Annotated in this window: 19 protein-coding genes; 5 read left to right on the top strand and 14 right to left on the bottom strand. The window is 46.2% G+C overall.

The genetic code is table 11. From position 1 onward, the window contains the following. The first annotated feature begins 51 nt into the window (after positions 1-51). On the top strand, positions 52-633 hold the full coding sequence (locus tag BBW69_RS07320; RefSeq protein WP_188210888.1) for a superoxide dismutase: 582 nt from the start codon (positions 52-54) through the stop codon (positions 631-633). Positions 634-745: 112 nt separating this feature from the next. Here the strand turns inward: BBW69_RS07320 and BBW69_RS07315 are convergent, their stop codons facing one another. Then, positions 746-1,081 (bottom strand): general secretion pathway protein GspG, encoded by a 336-nt coding sequence (locus BBW69_RS07315; RefSeq protein ID WP_188210887.1) that lies wholly within the window; start codon positions 1,079-1,081, stop codon positions 746-748. 184 nt (positions 1,082-1,265) lie between these two features. Between BBW69_RS07315 and cysT the strand changes: the two genes are divergently transcribed. The 3 genes from cysT (at position 1,266) to BBW69_RS07300 (ending at position 4,117) form a co-directional block, all read left to right on the top strand. Continuing rightward, positions 1,266-2,102 carry a sulfate ABC transporter permease subunit CysT gene (gene cysT / locus BBW69_RS07310; protein WP_188210886.1) on the top strand — a complete coding sequence of 279 codons (837 nt, stop codon included), beginning with the start codon at positions 1,266-1,268 and terminating at the stop codon, positions 2,100-2,102. A gap of 84 nt (positions 2,103-2,186) precedes the next feature. Beyond that, positions 2,187-3,047, top strand: a complete 861-nt coding sequence (gene cysW / locus BBW69_RS07305) for a sulfate ABC transporter permease subunit CysW (RefSeq protein ID WP_188210885.1) — start codon at positions 2,187-2,189, stop codon at positions 3,045-3,047. After that, a complete protein-coding gene (locus BBW69_RS07300; RefSeq protein WP_188210884.1) occupies positions 3,044-4,117 on the top strand; it encodes a sulfate/molybdate ABC transporter ATP-binding protein in 1,074 nt (357 codons plus the stop codon). Before cysW ends, BBW69_RS07300 begins: the two co-directional genes overlap by 4 nt. A gap of 55 nt (positions 4,118-4,172) precedes the next feature. On the opposite strand, the gene ilvA is transcribed toward BBW69_RS07300, so the two are convergent. Then, the gene (gene ilvA / locus BBW69_RS07295; protein ID WP_003674966.1) at positions 4,173-5,699 is read right to left on the bottom strand and encodes a threonine ammonia-lyase, biosynthetic; all 1,527 of its coding nucleotides are present in this window, start codon (positions 5,697-5,699) and stop codon (positions 4,173-4,175) included. A gap of 148 nt (positions 5,700-5,847) precedes the next feature. On the opposite strand from ilvA, the gene BBW69_RS07290 reads away from it, so the two are divergent. After that, positions 5,848-7,014, top strand: a complete 1,167-nt coding sequence (locus BBW69_RS07290) for a D-alanyl-D-alanine carboxypeptidase family protein (RefSeq protein WP_188210883.1) — start codon at positions 5,848-5,850, stop codon at positions 7,012-7,014. Between the two features lie 336 nt (positions 7,015-7,350). Here BBW69_RS07290 and BBW69_RS07285 read toward each other — a convergent pair whose 3' ends face one another. The 12 genes from BBW69_RS07285 to BBW69_RS07230 form a co-directional block, all read right to left on the bottom strand. Further along, a complete protein-coding gene (locus tag BBW69_RS07285) occupies positions 7,351-8,301 on the bottom strand; it encodes a transposase (RefSeq protein ID WP_188210882.1) in 951 nt (316 codons plus the stop codon). Positions 8,302-8,864: 563 nt separating this feature from the next. Further along, a complete protein-coding gene (locus BBW69_RS07280) occupies positions 8,865-10,028 on the bottom strand; it encodes a zonular occludens toxin domain-containing protein (RefSeq protein WP_188210881.1) in 1,164 nt (387 codons plus the stop codon). Positions 10,029-10,037: 9 nt separating this feature from the next. After that, positions 10,038-10,328, bottom strand: a complete 291-nt coding sequence (locus tag BBW69_RS07275; RefSeq protein WP_101126030.1) for a DUF2523 domain-containing protein — start codon at positions 10,326-10,328, stop codon at positions 10,038-10,040. Then, positions 10,328-11,824 (bottom strand): IgG-binding virulence factor TspB family protein, encoded by a 1,497-nt coding sequence (locus BBW69_RS07270; RefSeq protein WP_188210880.1) that lies wholly within the window; start codon positions 11,822-11,824, stop codon positions 10,328-10,330. Before BBW69_RS07270 ends, BBW69_RS07275 begins: the two co-directional genes overlap by 1 nt. After that, positions 11,808-12,125, bottom strand: coding sequence for a DUF1132 family protein (locus BBW69_RS07265; protein WP_188210879.1), 318 nt, complete (start codon positions 12,123-12,125; stop codon positions 11,808-11,810). Before BBW69_RS07265 ends, BBW69_RS07270 begins: the two co-directional genes overlap by 17 nt. Positions 12,126-12,251: 126 nt before the next feature. After that, the gene (locus BBW69_RS07260; RefSeq protein ID WP_188210878.1) at positions 12,252-12,530 is read right to left on the bottom strand and encodes a hypothetical protein; all 279 of its coding nucleotides are present in this window, start codon (positions 12,528-12,530) and stop codon (positions 12,252-12,254) included. Between the two features lie 6 nt (positions 12,531-12,536). After that, the gene (locus BBW69_RS07255) at positions 12,537-12,755 is read right to left on the bottom strand and encodes a major capsid protein (RefSeq protein ID WP_188210877.1); all 219 of its coding nucleotides are present in this window, start codon (positions 12,753-12,755) and stop codon (positions 12,537-12,539) included. A gap of 61 nt (positions 12,756-12,816) precedes the next feature. Further along, a complete protein-coding gene (locus BBW69_RS07250; RefSeq protein ID WP_002231484.1) occupies positions 12,817-13,014 on the bottom strand; it encodes a hypothetical protein in 198 nt (65 codons plus the stop codon). Positions 13,015-13,018: 4 nt separating this feature from the next. Further along, positions 13,019-13,309, bottom strand: coding sequence for a hypothetical protein (locus tag BBW69_RS07245; RefSeq protein ID WP_107996759.1), 291 nt, complete (start codon positions 13,307-13,309; stop codon positions 13,019-13,021). Between the two features lie 45 nt (positions 13,310-13,354). Continuing rightward, a complete protein-coding gene (locus tag BBW69_RS07240; protein ID WP_188210876.1) occupies positions 13,355-14,698 on the bottom strand; it encodes a replication initiation factor domain-containing protein in 1,344 nt (447 codons plus the stop codon). Positions 14,699-14,849: 151 nt separating this feature from the next. Next, complete coding sequence (locus BBW69_RS07235; RefSeq protein WP_188210875.1) at positions 14,850-15,197, bottom strand: hypothetical protein; 348 nt, start codon at positions 15,195-15,197, stop codon at positions 14,850-14,852. Positions 15,198-15,271: 74 nt separating this feature from the next. Beyond that, positions 15,272-15,436, bottom strand: a complete 165-nt coding sequence (locus tag BBW69_RS07230) for a hypothetical protein (RefSeq protein ID WP_188210874.1) — start codon at positions 15,434-15,436, stop codon at positions 15,272-15,274. Positions 15,437-15,675: the final 239 nt, after the last annotated feature.

Here is a 15,675-nt window from a genome sequence, read left to right as displayed (position 1 = left end):
GCAGCAACACTGCCAAAATACAACATTTAAAACAATATTCAGGAGTACAAAATGGAACATAAGCTGCCGCAACTGCCTTATGAACTGGACGCATTGTCCCCGCATCTGAGCAAAGAGACTTTGGAATTCCACTACGGCAAACACCATCAAACCTACATCACCAACCTAAACAATCAAATCAAAGGCACCGAATTTGAAAACCTGCCTTTGGAAGAAATTGTGAAAAAATCTTCAGGCGGCGTGTTCAACAACGCGGCCCAAACTTGGAATCACACTTTCTACTGGCTGGGTTTCACGCCCAAAGGTCAAGGTAAACCTTCCGGCGAACTGGCCGCCGCCATCGACGCCAAATGGGGCAGCTTCGAGAAATTCCAAGAAGCATTCTCCGCTTGCGCTGCCGGTACTTTCGGCTCCGGTTGGGCATGGCTGGTGAAAACCCCTGCCGGCGAATTGGATTTGGTTTCCACTTCCAACGCAGCAACTCCACTGACTACTGAAAACACTCCGCTGCTGACCTGCGACGTGTGGGAACACGCCTATTACATTGACTACCGCAACAGCCGTCCCAACTACCTGAAAGGTTTCTGGGAAATCATCAACTGGGACGAAGTCACCAAACGCTTCGCCGCCTAACCCGCCGGCTTTGCCGAACCGAACAAATGCCGTCTGAAAGTTTTCAGACGGCATTTTTCAAAGGAGTGGCAAAATCTTAAAATCCGACTCTTACGGCAAACCCGCAATGCATTTAATGCCCGCAGGCGCAGCCTCCATGATGCCCGTGCCCGCAACCCTGTGCAGCCTCATGCCATGCATCGTCGTCACCGTCAAATTCTTCCACTTCGTCAAACTCTCCGCGCTCAACCATGGCACACAATTCTTCAAGGCTTTCCGCCCCTTCTACCCAAAAACACGGAATATCGGGAGGTGTATCCGGCGCAAGCAATGCCGCCAAACCTTCGTGCCACGCAATCCAATACCCATTTGCCGATTGAACAAACTGCGCATCCCGATGAACCGACTCTCCTTCCGTTCCAACAAGCATACGCTCCGCAATACTTTCCTGAAAAGGTAAAATCTCCATAATAATTCCTTACAACATATGGTTTGATATAAAAATAGGGCGTTATTTTAGAATATACCGCCCATCTGATAAACTTCAAACGCCTTATAACAAAATTATCTTTGCGCCAAACCAATAATTCTTTCCTTTTTTCAGACGGCATCGTTAAAGTAGCCCTTCTTTTTTCTATTTTCAGCATTATTTCATGTTATTACTCAAAACGCCCAGCGTACTACCCGGCTTCAAAATCAGCCTCGGTCTGACCGTATTGTGCCTGTCACTTCTGGTGGTTTTGCCGTTTGCGATGATGGCAGCGAAGGCGGCGGAAATCGGCTGGAGCGGCTTTTGGAACACGATTGCCGAGCCGAACGTATTGGCGGCGGTGTGGCTGAGTTTGCGGATGTCGTTTTATGCGATGCTGACCAATGTCGTGTTCGGCACGCTGGTGGCGTGGGTGTTGGTGCGCTATGAATTTCCTCTCAAGGGGCTGGTGAACGCGCTGATCGATTTGCCGTTTGCGCTGCCGACGGCGGTTACCGGTATCGCGTTGGCGACCCTGTATGCGCCCAACGGTTGGATAGGCCGTTTTTTCGAGCCTTTGGGCATCAAAATTGCGTTTACGCCCGTCGGCATTTGGATTGCGCTGGTTGTCGTCAGCCTGCCCTTTATCGTCCGCGCCGTGCAGCCGGTATTGGAGGAATTGTCGGGCGAATATGAGGAAGCGGCTGCGACCTTAGGCGCAAGCCGTTGGACTACGTTCCGCCGCGTACTGCTGCCGGAAATCACGCCGGCGCTCTTAACCGGTGCGGGCATGATGTTCGCGCGGGCAACGGGGGAATACGGCTCGGTGATTTTCATCGCGGGCAACATTCCGATGGTTTCCGAAATCTTGCCGCTGATTATTACGGGCAAGCTGGAACAGTTTGACGTACAGGGCGCGTCGGCGGTGGCGTTGTTTATGCTGATGATTTCGTTTGTCATCCTGCTGATTTTAAACATCATGCAATGGACTTTAAGCCGCCGCGCCGGAGCAAAGGTTTAACAAACAACAGGCCGTCTGAAACATCAAGCCAACATTTTTCAGACGGCCAAAACGGATACAAGAATAAATAGAGACTTCACTAACATGAAAACGCATTCCACCAATCCGAACCTGACCGAACCACGCTGGCTGCGCGTGCTGCTGACCGCCGTCGCGCTGGGGTTCTTGTTGCTGATGCTGGTCGTACCGCTTGTCGCCGTGTTTTACGAAGCGCTGAAAGGCGGTTGGGATTTGTACCTGCAATCTATTACCGACCCCGAAGCGTGGGCGGCGATCAAGCTCACCCTGATTACCGCTGCGGTGGTCGTTCCCGTCAATGCCGTCTTAGGTGTGGCGATGGCGTGGCTGCTGACCCGTTTCGACTTTCGAGGCAAGCAGTTGCTGACTACCCTGCTCGACTTGCCGTTTTCCGTATCGCCCGTGGTTGCCGGTTTGATGTTCGTCTTATTGTTCGGCGCACACACGGCATTGGGCGGCTGGCTGGAAGCGCAAGGCATACAGATTATTTTCGCCATCCCCGGCATTATTCTGGCGACCTTGTTCGTTACCTTCCCCTTTGTCGCACGCGAAATCATTCCTTTAATGCAGGCGCAGGGCGACAGCGAAGAACAGGCGGCATTGATACTCGGCGCAAGCGGCTGGCAGATGTTTTGGCGCGTTACCCTGCCCAACATCAAATGGGCGCTGCTCTACGGCATCATCCTCACCAACGCCCGCGCGATGGGCGAATTCGGCGCGGTCAGCGTGGTATCGGGACACATACGCGGCGAAACCAACACCATTCCGCTTTTGGTTGAAATCTTCTACAACGAATACAACTTCACCGGCGCATTCGCCCTCTCCGGCGTATTGGCACTTTTAGCACTGGCGACGCTGGCGGTGCAGAACATCATCACAAAATTACAAGATAAAAAACTCGCCGCCGCCGAAAGGAACGCAGCATGAGCATCACCATCCAAAACTTAAACAAACACTTCGGAGCGTTCCACGCTCTGAAAAACATCAACCTCAACGTCCCCACCGGCAAACTCGTTTCCCTGCTCGGCCCTTCCGGCTGCGGCAAAACCACGCTCCTGCGCATCATCGCCGGACTGGAAAACGCCGACGGTGGCAACATCCTCTTTGACGGGCAAGACGTAACCGCCAAACATGTGCGCGAGCGCAAAGTCGGTTTTGTGTTCCAACACTACGCCCTCTTCCGCCACATGAACGTGTTTGACAACGTCGCCTTCGGTTTGACCGTATTGCCCAAGTCCGAACGCCCGTCCAAAGAACAAATCCGCGCCAAAGTCGAAGAATTGCTCAAACTCGTGCAGCTCTCCCACCTCGCCAAATCCTATCCGCACCAGCTCTCCGGCGGCCAACGCCAGCGCATCGCCCTCGCCCGCGCGCTTGCGGTCGAACCCAAACTCCTGCTCCTGGACGAACCCTTTGGCGCACTGGATGCCAAAGTGCGAAAAGAATTACGCACCTGGTTGCGCGACATCCATCACAACCTAGGTGTAACCAGCATTTTGGTCACACACGACCAAGAAGAAGCCCTTGAAGTTTCCGACGAAATCGTCGTCATGAACCACGGCAAAATCGAACAAACCGGTAGCGCCGAAGCCATTTACCGCAAACCCGAAAACGCCTTCGTTACCGAATTCCTCGGTGAAACCGACGCATTTGAAGGACGCATCGAAAAAGGCTTCTGGCATTACAACGGCTTCGCGTGGAAATTGGACGCGCACTACAAATGGCAGGAACAAACCGCTATCGGCTATATCCGCCCACACGAATGGCAGCTTGCCGCCGAAAACGAAACCCCGATGATCCGTGCCAAAATCGAAAAAATCCACGCCGTCGGGGCATTGACGCATATTTTGGTAAAACACGACAAACAAGACGTGCATATCACGCTGGCTGGCAGCGATGCCCCGCGTTACCCAATCGCCGAAGACAAAGAATTGAAGCTGATTCCGAAACAGGTTTATGTCTTTTCTCAAAACGAGCTGATTGAATATTCGATTTAACCTTGAAAGAACAATGCCGTCTGAAAGGCTTTCAGACGGCATTGTGTATTACCCATTAAGCAAGAAACAGCTTGTACGCGGCATTTTGCGTTTCCTCATGATAGCTGTATCCCAGACTTTCCAAGAAACCGTCAAATGCGGCGGCATCGTGAGGCGGCACATCGATACCGACCAAAATCCGCCCGTAATCCGCACCGTGGTTGCGGTAATGGAAGAGCGTAATATTCCACCCTCCCTGCATATGGTTCAAAAAGCGTGCCAATGCCCCCGGACGCTCCGGAAACTCAAAACTGACCAAACGCTCGTTTTCTACTTTGTCCGTCCGTCCTCCAACCATATAACGGATATGGATTTTGGCAATCTCATCATCGGTCAGGTCGACATTGGGCAATCCCGCTTCATCCAACTGGTTACCGATAACCGCCAAATCCTGCGGGCCTGCCGCTTGAAGACCGACAAAGATATGCGCTTTTTCATCATCTCCGTAACGGTAGTTGAACTCGGTAATATTCCTATTTCCCAATATATTGATAAACTTAAGAAAACTTCCACGTTCCTCTGGAATGGTAACGGCAAAAATACCTTCGTTGCCCTCGCCCAATTCACTACGCTCCGACACATGGCGCAAACGGTGAAAATTCATATTTGCACCACTTGTAACGGCAATCAAGGTCTGCCCCTTGATACCGCCGCGTGCAACATAAGCCTTCAGACCTGCCAATGCCAATGCACCGGCCGGCTCGGTAATGCTGCGTGTATCATCAAAAATATCCTTGACCGCACCGCAAACCGCATCGGTATCGACTGTAATGATTTCATCCAAAAGTTCTTTGCAGAGGCGGAAGGTTTCGTCTCCGACAACTTTGACCGCAGTGCCGTCTGAAAACAGCCCGACATCTTTCAAATGGACGATTTGACCCGCTTCGACCGATTGCTTCATACAGCAGGAATCATGCGTCTGAACGCCGATAACTTTGATTTCGGGACGGACCTGCTTAATAAATGCCGCCACGCCCGCTGCCAAACCGCCTCCCCCTATCGGTACGAATACAGCGTGAATATCATCTGGATGTTGGCTGACAATTTCCATGCCTACCGTACCTTGCCCCGCAATAACGTCAGGATCGTCAAACGGTGCGATATAGGTTAACCCTTCTTTTTCCGCTAACTCCATCGCATAATCGTATGCATCGTTGTATGAGACACCACGCAAAACCACTTCGCCGCCACGGCTCTTAACCGCATCTACTTTAATTTTCGGCGTAGTCTCTGGCATGACGATAACGGCACGGCAACCCAAACGCTGCGCGGACAATGCCACCCCTTGGGCATGGTTGCCCGCACTTGCCGCAATCACACCGCAAGTAAGCGCATCTTTCGGCAACTTGGACATTTTGTTATAAGCACCGCGTATTTTGAAAGAAAATACAGGTTGCAAATCTTCGCGTTTCAGCAAAATATTGTTTCCCGAACGTGCAGAAAGGCTGCGCGCTGATTCCAAAGGCGTTTCAACCGCCACATCATAGACAGATGCTGTCAGAATACGGATAAGGTAATCAGAATAAGAAAGAGGCGTGTTCATGATTTAATACTAAAATAATCGGTTTATTAAAATTACAAAACGTGAAACCATACCCCCATGACGGTTTGAAATCAAGAAAAATCCGCCTGAACAGACATCTCGGGCGTATAATCGGCAAACTGAAGCGATTATATGGTTGAAACCTTTCATGACTGCAAATAAAGCCCTGTCAATCTTTCTATCTGTCATTTTAGGCTCCTCTCCGGCAACAGCGGATTCATTTTTTCCAAACAGGCTGCCGGCAAACATACCATCCTCCCCTCAAACACCAGAAATCCTCACAGCGGCACACATCGTTACCGACCTTCAAAGCAAACAGACTTTATCCGCCAAAAACATCAATGCGCCCATAGAACCGGCAGCACTGACACAATTAATGACCGCCTATCTGGTTTTCAAAAACTTGAAGTCGGGAAATATCCGCCCTGAAGAAACCTTAAAAATACGCGAATCAGCATGGAAATCGGACGGCAGCAGAATGTTTGTCCGACCGGGCAACCTCATCAGGACCGACGATCTCTTGAAAGGCATGATTGCCTTATCCGCAAACGATGCAGCCCTAACCCTTGCCGAAAAGCTTGGTAATGGTTCGATAGAAAACTTTGTCAAACAAATGAATGAAGAAGCCCGACGCTTGGGCATGAAAAACACTTTATTCAAAAATCCAACAGGTCTTAGTCAAGAAAGACAAGTTTCCACTGCCCGTGACCTCGCCCTCCTTTCTGAAGCATTGATACTCGACTTTCCGGAATACTACCCGCTGTTTTCCATTAAATCGTTCAAATTTAAAAATATAGAACAAAACAACCGCAATATCCTTTTATACAGGGACTCCGGTGTAAACGGTCTGAAAGCCGGACATACGGAAAGCGGCGGCTACAACCTTGCCGTGTCATACACTGGAAACGGCAGGCATATCCTTGTCATCACACTAGGTTCAGAATCGGCAGAAATACGCGCATCAGACAACAGCAAGCTGCTGAACTGGGCATTACAATCCTTTGACACTCCGAAAATCCATTCGGCAGGCGAAATTGTTACCAAAATACAAGTCTTGGGCGGAAGCAAAAAAAACGTCCATGCGGGTTTTCCGAAAGAAGTCTATATTACCCTACCCCATACCCAAGCAAAAACGGCCGAACAAATTCTGGAAACCATACAGCCGCTCCGTGCACCAGTAAGAAAAGGGCAGGTCCTAGGAAAAATCAAAATCAGACAAAACGGATACACCATTGCCGAAAAAGAAATTGTCGCACTGGAGAACGTAGAAAAGAAAAACTGGTGGAAAAAACTCTGGGCACGCCTAACGGGGTAGGAAGCATCTATATTTCCATATCCAAAATAGGAGAATTAAAATGCCGTCTGAAACAATCTTCAGACGATATTCAAAAGACCGTTAAATCAAGTTGTACGACCAATCAAATATCATAACTCATCTACCTCTATTTGATTTGCGCTTAACGGCAACAGTTGGCTGAATAACTAAGATAGTGTATTTCACGGTCAAATAACTTTACATTTCTTGACTTTGCAAGAATACGCACCCCGACTTGTTCGGGGTGTTTGTTTCGTTTTGAATGGATTTGATGTTTTAATTTATGTTTTATTTTCAATAAATTGAAAATCGCTGGGGAAAGCCCGGTTTAATTTTTTATTTATATCTTTCCACTTGGAAATCTTGGCCGTTCTTCAAGAGCGTAAACGCTATTACCGCCAGTTTCCGCATTATGGCAATTAATATCAGCTTTATATGCTTCCCTTTATTTTTCAGACGGTCTACAAATTCAGGGAAGGCATTACAACGATATGCAACAAGTGCAGGCATATAAAGGCTTTTCCGTATTTCCGAACTTCCTATTTTTGATATTCTGCTTTTTCCGTTTACGCTTGTTCCTGATTGATATTTTCTAGGGTCTAGGCCTAGATAAGCCGTGAACTGTTTTGCATTTTTAAATTCATGTCTTTTAAAGGTTGATAGCAATACGGCTGTCGCTTGCTCGCCTATGCCTGTTATTGTTTTCAGCCTTTTGCGTAGATTGTTATAACTTGGATTGTCTTTGTAGAACTGGAGTAATTGCTTTTTGACTATCTGTATTTGTGCTGTCAGGTTTGAAATAGTTATTTGAATATGGGATTTGATATAGTCGGGTGCTTCGTGTTGTTTAGCTTTTTCTGTTGCGCGTTGCTGCTTCAGATAGTCTAAATATCGGGCGATTTCCTGTAATTGCTTCTGTTCTTTTGCCGGTGGTTTCCATGCTTTTAATTTGTGCTTTCTGTCTTGGCAATATTGAGCTATCAACTTTGCGTCTTGTTTATCTGTTTTTGATCGTTGTAGTTCTGCTATCGCATATCCTTTTATCTTTCGTGGATTCTCTACGGTAATTGTGTATCGTAAATAAAGATATTCGGCTAATGCTTCGTAATATGTGCCTGTTGCTTCGCACACGCAATGAAGCTTATCGGTTACTTTATGACTTTGTAGCCAATTTATTAATTGTTCAAATCCTCCTTTGTTGTTCTGAAACTTCTTTTGATGATTTTGACCGTCTGCAATCAAACAGCAATCTATTGTGAGCTTTGAAACGTCTATTCCTAAGTACATGGTTTAACCTTATTAATTCGGGCTTTTTGCCCTAGATAGTGTTCAAACTTAAGATGTACGAAAGCCCACGCTTCTATCTTAGTTACAAGCTGTACGCTTTGGCCGTACTTTCGAAGTCGTGGGCTTTACTTGGTGTTTCGTCAAACGCCAAGCCCTCAATGGGCTGATTTACTCATTCAGGGCTTGAAGCTTATCGTCTTTGCCGTGTCTGATTCTATTATGGTTACTGGTTTTGGTAAAAATTTCTGTTTCGACCCGAATGTCTGATTTTTTTAGGCGTATCTCAGTCTGAAATCACTCCGTTAGTGGGTTTCCGGTATTGAAAAACAGTTCAGAAAAAAGGAAAAGGGGGTATTCGTAAAGATTGGGCAAAAAGCGCGCCCAATCTTTACAAAGCTTCCCCCTTTTCCTTTTTTCTGCCCTATTTTCCTGCACCTACAACCCCCGAACGAAGCGATTCCAGACTGAGACACTTTAAAAAAAAACAGCCATTCTAGCAGTTAACCCCCTTCACTCAGCTCAAGCCATCCTGAGGGGGGTAGGGGCTGAAACCGAAAGATTTCCTAATTAATAACGCCACCGCCGATTCCCTCAAACGGTTTGCCCTTTTCTTGCCAATTATCATACATCAAGTTTTGTTGGGGCTTTCCGCCCATTACGAGAACTGGTGGCTTATCCGCTTTCGCGGACTCTGCCGCCTGTTCCGTCCTTTGCTGTTCTTCCTTGTATGGATTGAAGGGCAAGCCATTTTTCGCGTAATCCTTGCACATTGCCTTTGTGATTTCCTTCAAGGGAGTTCCCTGTTGGGAATAGCATGTGCAATCTGATTTTCCGCCATCGATACATCCTGCTATTTGCTCAAATGTCTTTACCTGCCTCACTCCGTTGTAAATTGGCTTGCTTTCTGGTTTTTCGGGTAAAGTCGGCGTAAAGTCTTCAGGTTTCAGATTGTCGGAATGCTCAAAAGGCGCTGTTTCTGATGATGCCGTCTGCTCCGTCATCGTCTGTTGCACAACGCTTTCTTTTTGTTCTTCCTGCTCAATCTGGCCACCTGTTGCCTTACTATAAATTTGAAACATGCCGTAACTTTTCCAGCTTATAAATCCTATAATCGCAATTAACGCCCAAACCGCCCAAGGAACTTTTTTCTTGAACTTTTGGTGCTGGCTTGCGGATTTATAGTATTTAAAGGCTTCTTTCGGCGGTTTCCAACTTGCGGATTCTACGCCGCTAACCCCTGCCGGGTTATCTAACGACGTTACACATTTATACCACGAGTACTGTTTCATGCCGATTGCCTTGCGTTCAAGATGTACATGCTTTGAAACAAGGTTGCGGACGAATATATCAAGTTGACTAGGGTGCTGCGTCATCAAAATCACGGTATGCCCATCATGGCGGAGTTCTGTCAGTTCCTGAATATATGGCGGAACGGGACGACCTGCCGCTCGTACCGGGTAAGTGTAATGCGCTTCGTCAACAATCAGCACCGCGCCTTCCGGTATGACATCACGAAGCGGAGCGGCCATGATTTGCTCTTCCGTCAGTTCGTGGGCTAGGAACTTACGTTTATCCAATCCATCGATGTGGCAGAAATAAAGCGGCCGATCTACCTCCGTGCCGTCTTCCAATTTCATTTTGAACAATCCGTCTTCGTTGTTCAAAATCATAGAGACGACGCGGGAGGTTTTGCCCGTCCCCATATTTCCTGTAAACAGATAAATCATGTTTCCCCCTTATCGCGGAAAGACAAACGTCAGTTTGTTCAATGTTTTCATTCCGATATAGAATGAAAACGCGCCGAACAAGTAGCCCAAACCCTGACCGAATCCTGAAATTAAAAGAAGATTCAATATGTCGGAAGGCATGGAATTAATTGCGTTTGCCGTGTAGTCCTTGAACTTGTTCAGTGCAATGAGATACCCGGCATAGGTTACAAATGTCATACCCGTTGCAATGATGATTCGTACAATCAGCATTTTCAGGAGTATGCCTAAAAGTGGAATGAGACCGGCGAGCAATGGCATTATTCTTTCCTCAAAGACCCGAACACAACGAAGGCGGACATGATGATAAAGGCGAGCAGTACGGCAAAACGGATTTTTTCCGCAAACACGCATAACGGCTCATAGCTTGCCTCATATCGCTTGCCGAACACATGAAAGGTTTTCGGCTGCGGACATACTCCGTTAGACGGTAAAAAGTCGTCTGAAGACCATGTTTTATCGTCTGTTACCTGCGGTATGGTTATGTCGTCAAACATGCCGTCAGTCGGTTTGCCCATCTCCTGACAGGCTAGTATTGTCGGAAAATACCGACACAGAAATCCGCCGTCTTTGCCGTCTTGTCCGTCTTTGCCGTCCTTTCCGTCCCTGCCGTTTGCCGGTGATGTGCCCGGTATAACCGGCGACCCAGGGCTTGTACCGGGCTTCAAGTTTGGTTCGGGATTTGTGTCCAGGTCAGGTTCGGGATTGGGACGCGTGCCGGGTTGCTCATTGGGATTCGGATTGTTTGATGGATTCGTTGCCGGTGATGTATCAGGCGACGGACGGACATTTGGAGCTTCCACGCTTCCGGGCGTGAGATCGGGACGCGGCGTTACTTGAACATCGGCTGTTGTTTTGCCTTGGGAATCGCGCCCAAAGCTAACAAGGACTTGTACGGGATTCCCGCTTTTGTCGGTTACCGGGCCGATGTTCAGTTTTGTTCCGGGTGCAACTTCAACATCTTCCTTGTAGCCGGGGAAATTTGTTAATTTGATGAACTTGTCAGGATTTTCATCTACTTTTTTTGCAATCAGATCATTAAATGAATTTGGATCGGGTTCGGACTTTTTAATTTTATGTTGCAAACCATATCTTAATAAAAGATCTCCAAAAGAACATGAAACAGAAATATCTCCATTATAAAAACAGTAATCAATTATTTTAAATCTATTAGGTTCGCCGTAATCTTTACCCAAAACATCCGCAATTCTTTCTAAATCGCTTTGAACCCTTCTAACTAATAAATCCTGAGTTTCCTTAGCGCGTTGTCCGCCTTGAGACAAAGCCAATAATTCGGATGAATCAACTCCAACACATGAAAAATAACCAGGTTCACTCCTGAATCTGCCTTTACACAATGCGTTATCGTAATATTTGACGTAATCGCCAATATCTTCTGAATATCGGAAGCCTGCTTTTTCAAGCTCTGGATTTAATTCTTTGTATATGTCGTAGGCTAAAAGAGCAGTTCCGACATAGGGAACCGCTCTTGTGCCAAGTTTTGCGCCTTGGCGGACTAATGCGCCGACGCCTGCCAAAACACCGGCGCGTGATACGCTGGCGGTTATCTTTGCGTTGATTCGGGCTTTTGCGCCCGTGGGGATATGCGTTAAATCTACCGCTTTTGTTAAATCAGATGAATAAGTATTACTTGATTTAGGCACAAACTTATGAATTTTTGCGCCTTGTCCAGTTTCAACTGAAACTGTTTCAGATATTTTTACTGCATTTGCATTTGCTTCAAACGAATAAATCATCGAAATTGCAATTATCGACAATTTCGCAAAATTCAAATTTGTACGTTTTATGACCATCTTTCAGGGATTCTTTAATTACCATTTCCGAATTATCAGGAAATGAGATTAACCAAATATCATGTTTAACTCTTCTATTCCAAAAAAAAGAGAAACAATCAATAACATTTTCAGGCTTATTAATCTTCGCAAATTCAACAAATTCAGATTGCGCTATAACCGCCATCGATTGCCCAAAATACTTGCTGGACGGCTGATATTTATAAAGTGCCAACTGCGCCTGAGTGATAAACGGCTTGTTCATGGTTCTGTCTTTCAAAGGTTGTTGAAAGCTTCGATTTTGACACCATAACTTCATGCGCTCAATCCTTAAACAGAATCGCCCCGATTAATACGGGTACTGAAACGCCTAGGTAGAAATAAAAATCCATCATTTCAAAACCTTTTTCAGCAGGGAAACAAAGTAAACGGACGCGAGGACGCCGAATACTATCCAGCCTGTTTCAAGACCACTTTTCAAATTGTCTTCCGGACTGCATTCCGCCAAGGATAGGCTTAGCGGTTGACCGTCCGACATCTTCCACAGGCTGCCGTTATATTCCGGCCTGATTATCTGTCCGTTTTCTTTGATTCTTGGTACTACCAAGCTGAAATAAAGGTTTTCAGCCTGGTGCTTCTCAAGACATTTATTTCCGACTTGGTAGTACATACCGACTTACTTCATCACTTTTTTAACGATGGCGAATACAAAAAGTGCTGCGAAAACGCCAACGACAATCCAACCGGCTTCCATACCGTCGGCTTTCGCGCTTTCCAAAGCAGTTTTTGCAGATTCTGGCAATGCTGCGTTTGCATTTGCGGCCAAAACCAAGGGAGCAGCTGCTACAACAGCCAGTTTTGCGCCGTATTTACGGCAAGTATTCATGATGTTCATGATTTTTTTCCTATCGGCGGTAATTAAAAAATTTATTCGGGCGACCGCCATCCGCCCAAATTCAGACTTTAAAAAACGTGAAAACGATAAATTCGTTTTCGTTCCCGATTTCTTCCAATCCCGCGTTTGCTGCGTCTTCGAAATTGTCGAAACAACCGGCATTCACAATAAGTTTCGTGTGCCCTATATCCCCCGTTTCAGGGGACAAATACAGAAAGTCCCCTGTTGATACGGACTGAACAACATAGACTTTCTGCATTTATTTAACCTTTCTTCACGGGAGAAAATCCCAACACGTTCACTTTCTGGGTTTTGCCGGTTGTTACGATTTCTACATCCAAATCGGCCTCAATCGGGAATTTCTGATTTTTGAAATGTTCGAAATTGGCGGACGCGCCATAGTTGTACTCAACGGCAGACATGCCTAAAGCGTTGCCCTGAGTTGCATCTAAAGGGGTAGCCACTATAATTCGGCAATAATCGAATTCCTTGCCTTCGATGTTTCCGGAGAATTTTTTAACGCCAATGATTTGGCCGCGCATATTAAGATTCATGATTTTTCCTAAAAAATAAAATTTAACGACATTAGGGCTGCCGTTTTAAGCCCATGAAATTGGTAAATCTGCGTATTTGTCATACATGAAATCGTAGTAACTTTCTTCATCGACAAAGTGTTTTTGCTGTTCAAGCTGCTTTTCAAGATTCTCGTAATATTCGTACATTCTGTAAGGGTCTTTGTACGGTTTGAATGCGGGCTGTTCATGAATGGCTTGAGCTTTCAAAAAGGCGCAGTCGTAGGCTTCGGGAGCCAAAGACTTGGGAAGCTTGTGATGACTCGGCTCAATCAGCTCAAACAGTTTTGCTTTGTCCAATTCTGGAAAAATAAATTTCAGACCGTTTGCCGCACGTCCAAACTGTTTTTTCACCCATTCAAGGTAACGGTCGGCTGAAATGACCTTATTTTCCTTAACCGCATGTATGCGCTTTGCCTTTTGTGAAAAGCTTTCACAAACAGGATATGCACCGCCGAAATATTCGCCCGGATTCTGCAAAACTTCGAAAGGTATAACGATGTCTTTTGCTTTGAATTCAATTTCAAAGCGCGTCCAAATGCTTGTTTTATCGCCAAGCTGCTTGCCTTTTTCATAGACGCGGACGTATTTGGACGATTCACGTGAGCCGATGCCGTAGGTTTTACCCCTCGTCATTTTGGTTTCGTCGTCTTCCTCCCAATCAGAGCCGATGGATTCTCCTTTTGGTTTTACGTGATGGCACGTGAACAAACCCTTATTGCGATCCTCTCTTGCCTGATTCGGACTGTACTCTCCATTAAAAAAGTCTTTTGCGATGTCAACGCGGGTTATTTTTGGGCGGATTGCATTAGTCAGGAATGCGAAAAGTCGGGATTCCCAGCCTTCTTTTGCGACGCCGCAACCGGTTCCGGTCAGTTCGAAAAGAATGGTATTGTTTTGTCCGCCAAAATGGACGCGACCGTATAGGGCGTCTTCCGAACCCATCAACCAACAGCGCTCATAGAAACGACCACCCGAACCTTTGGATTCTTTGTAGATACCGAAACCGAAAACTTCTTCAGCGAGCATTGACGCGGCTCGAATGAAATCTTCGTCTTCCAAAAGACTTACACGAACGCCGTATTTATCGAAAAAGGTTTTTTCATGAAATGAAAAGCTAATTTGATCAATGAAAGCCGAATCTGATACACCGCGCCTAAGAGGGACGCCTAACAGGTTTCCTTTGCCGTCCGTTATGTACGTTTCGTAACATTCGAAGACTTCCTGAACCCTGCCTGCCGTTTCGGTTTCTGTACCCCCCCTGTTAGATAAGGGGGGAAGATTTGAAGCGGTTGCCGGCTTCCTGCCGTCCGCTAAAGCGTCCGTCATCACGCCGGCAACCGCCTTTGTCATCCCTTGCTTATCTTCCATGGTGCGAATCCTCAAAAACGGGCAAAAAAAAGCCCTGTTACTTGTAGAAAGTAAAGGGCGTTAATTTTTGTTAATCGTCCCTTATTAGGGACGCAATATATAAGGCCGTCTGAGATATCATCTTTCAGACGGCCTTTTATTATTGATTGGTTTACTTAATCAAAGTAATTGCTACATCCGCATCTTCGGTTGCAACTGCCCCAATCACTACATCTCCGCCAAACCGCAGCACCGATCCTGCCTGGACAATATGTTTCTTAGTCTGATTCAACGTTACGTCAAAGCTTCCTTTTCCAACGGCAAAAATCAGCGTTTTAAACCCCGGATGATTGTGCGGCTTAATCTGTTCCCCTTTTTTCATGTCTTTCTTGACAACCATGTAATTTTCACCATTAAAAATCTTATCGTTTTCAGAAGAAACTTCTCCCAAGGGCGCGGCAAAAACAGCAATGGAAAATAAAGCAGACAGCAATACGACGGAAATTTTGGCAACTTTCATAACAAGCCTTTCTTAAAAACAAGGCTTCCATTCTACAAAAACCTACTTCATTATTCAATAATGATTCTTATTACTTAATATAAATTCCGTCTTAAGCCACCAATATTTTTCAGACGGTCTGAACGGCCTGCATAATATTCTCGCATTAATAAAATCACTTTATATACCATTCTATGGGAACCATCAGAAAAGATTCCCATAGCATGAATGGTTATCGCCATGCTAGATTTTCCCGCCATAAACCTCTCCATCAAAGCCAACTCAACACAATTCGGCTTTCCCAGTATAGAGCTGCTCTTTTCTGACCTCTAATCTGTTCTAGGTATCATGACCAAAGCACAAGGCAACACCTTTTCCACACCGCATTAAAACCCATCTCGACCGTAATGGAATCCTCAAAATCAGACTGACGGAACTATAGGACACTTTACCGAACATCATCTGTATCATGCCTATAATTTCCCTATTTCATTTTTTT

Source organism: Neisseria sp. RH3002v2f, from assembly GCF_014596375.1.
Taxonomy (GTDB): domain Bacteria; phylum Pseudomonadota; class Gammaproteobacteria; order Burkholderiales; family Neisseriaceae; genus Neisseria; species Neisseria cinerea.
Note: the sequence above shows the minus strand (reverse complement) of the source record. Positions and strands in the feature narration are given on the sequence as shown.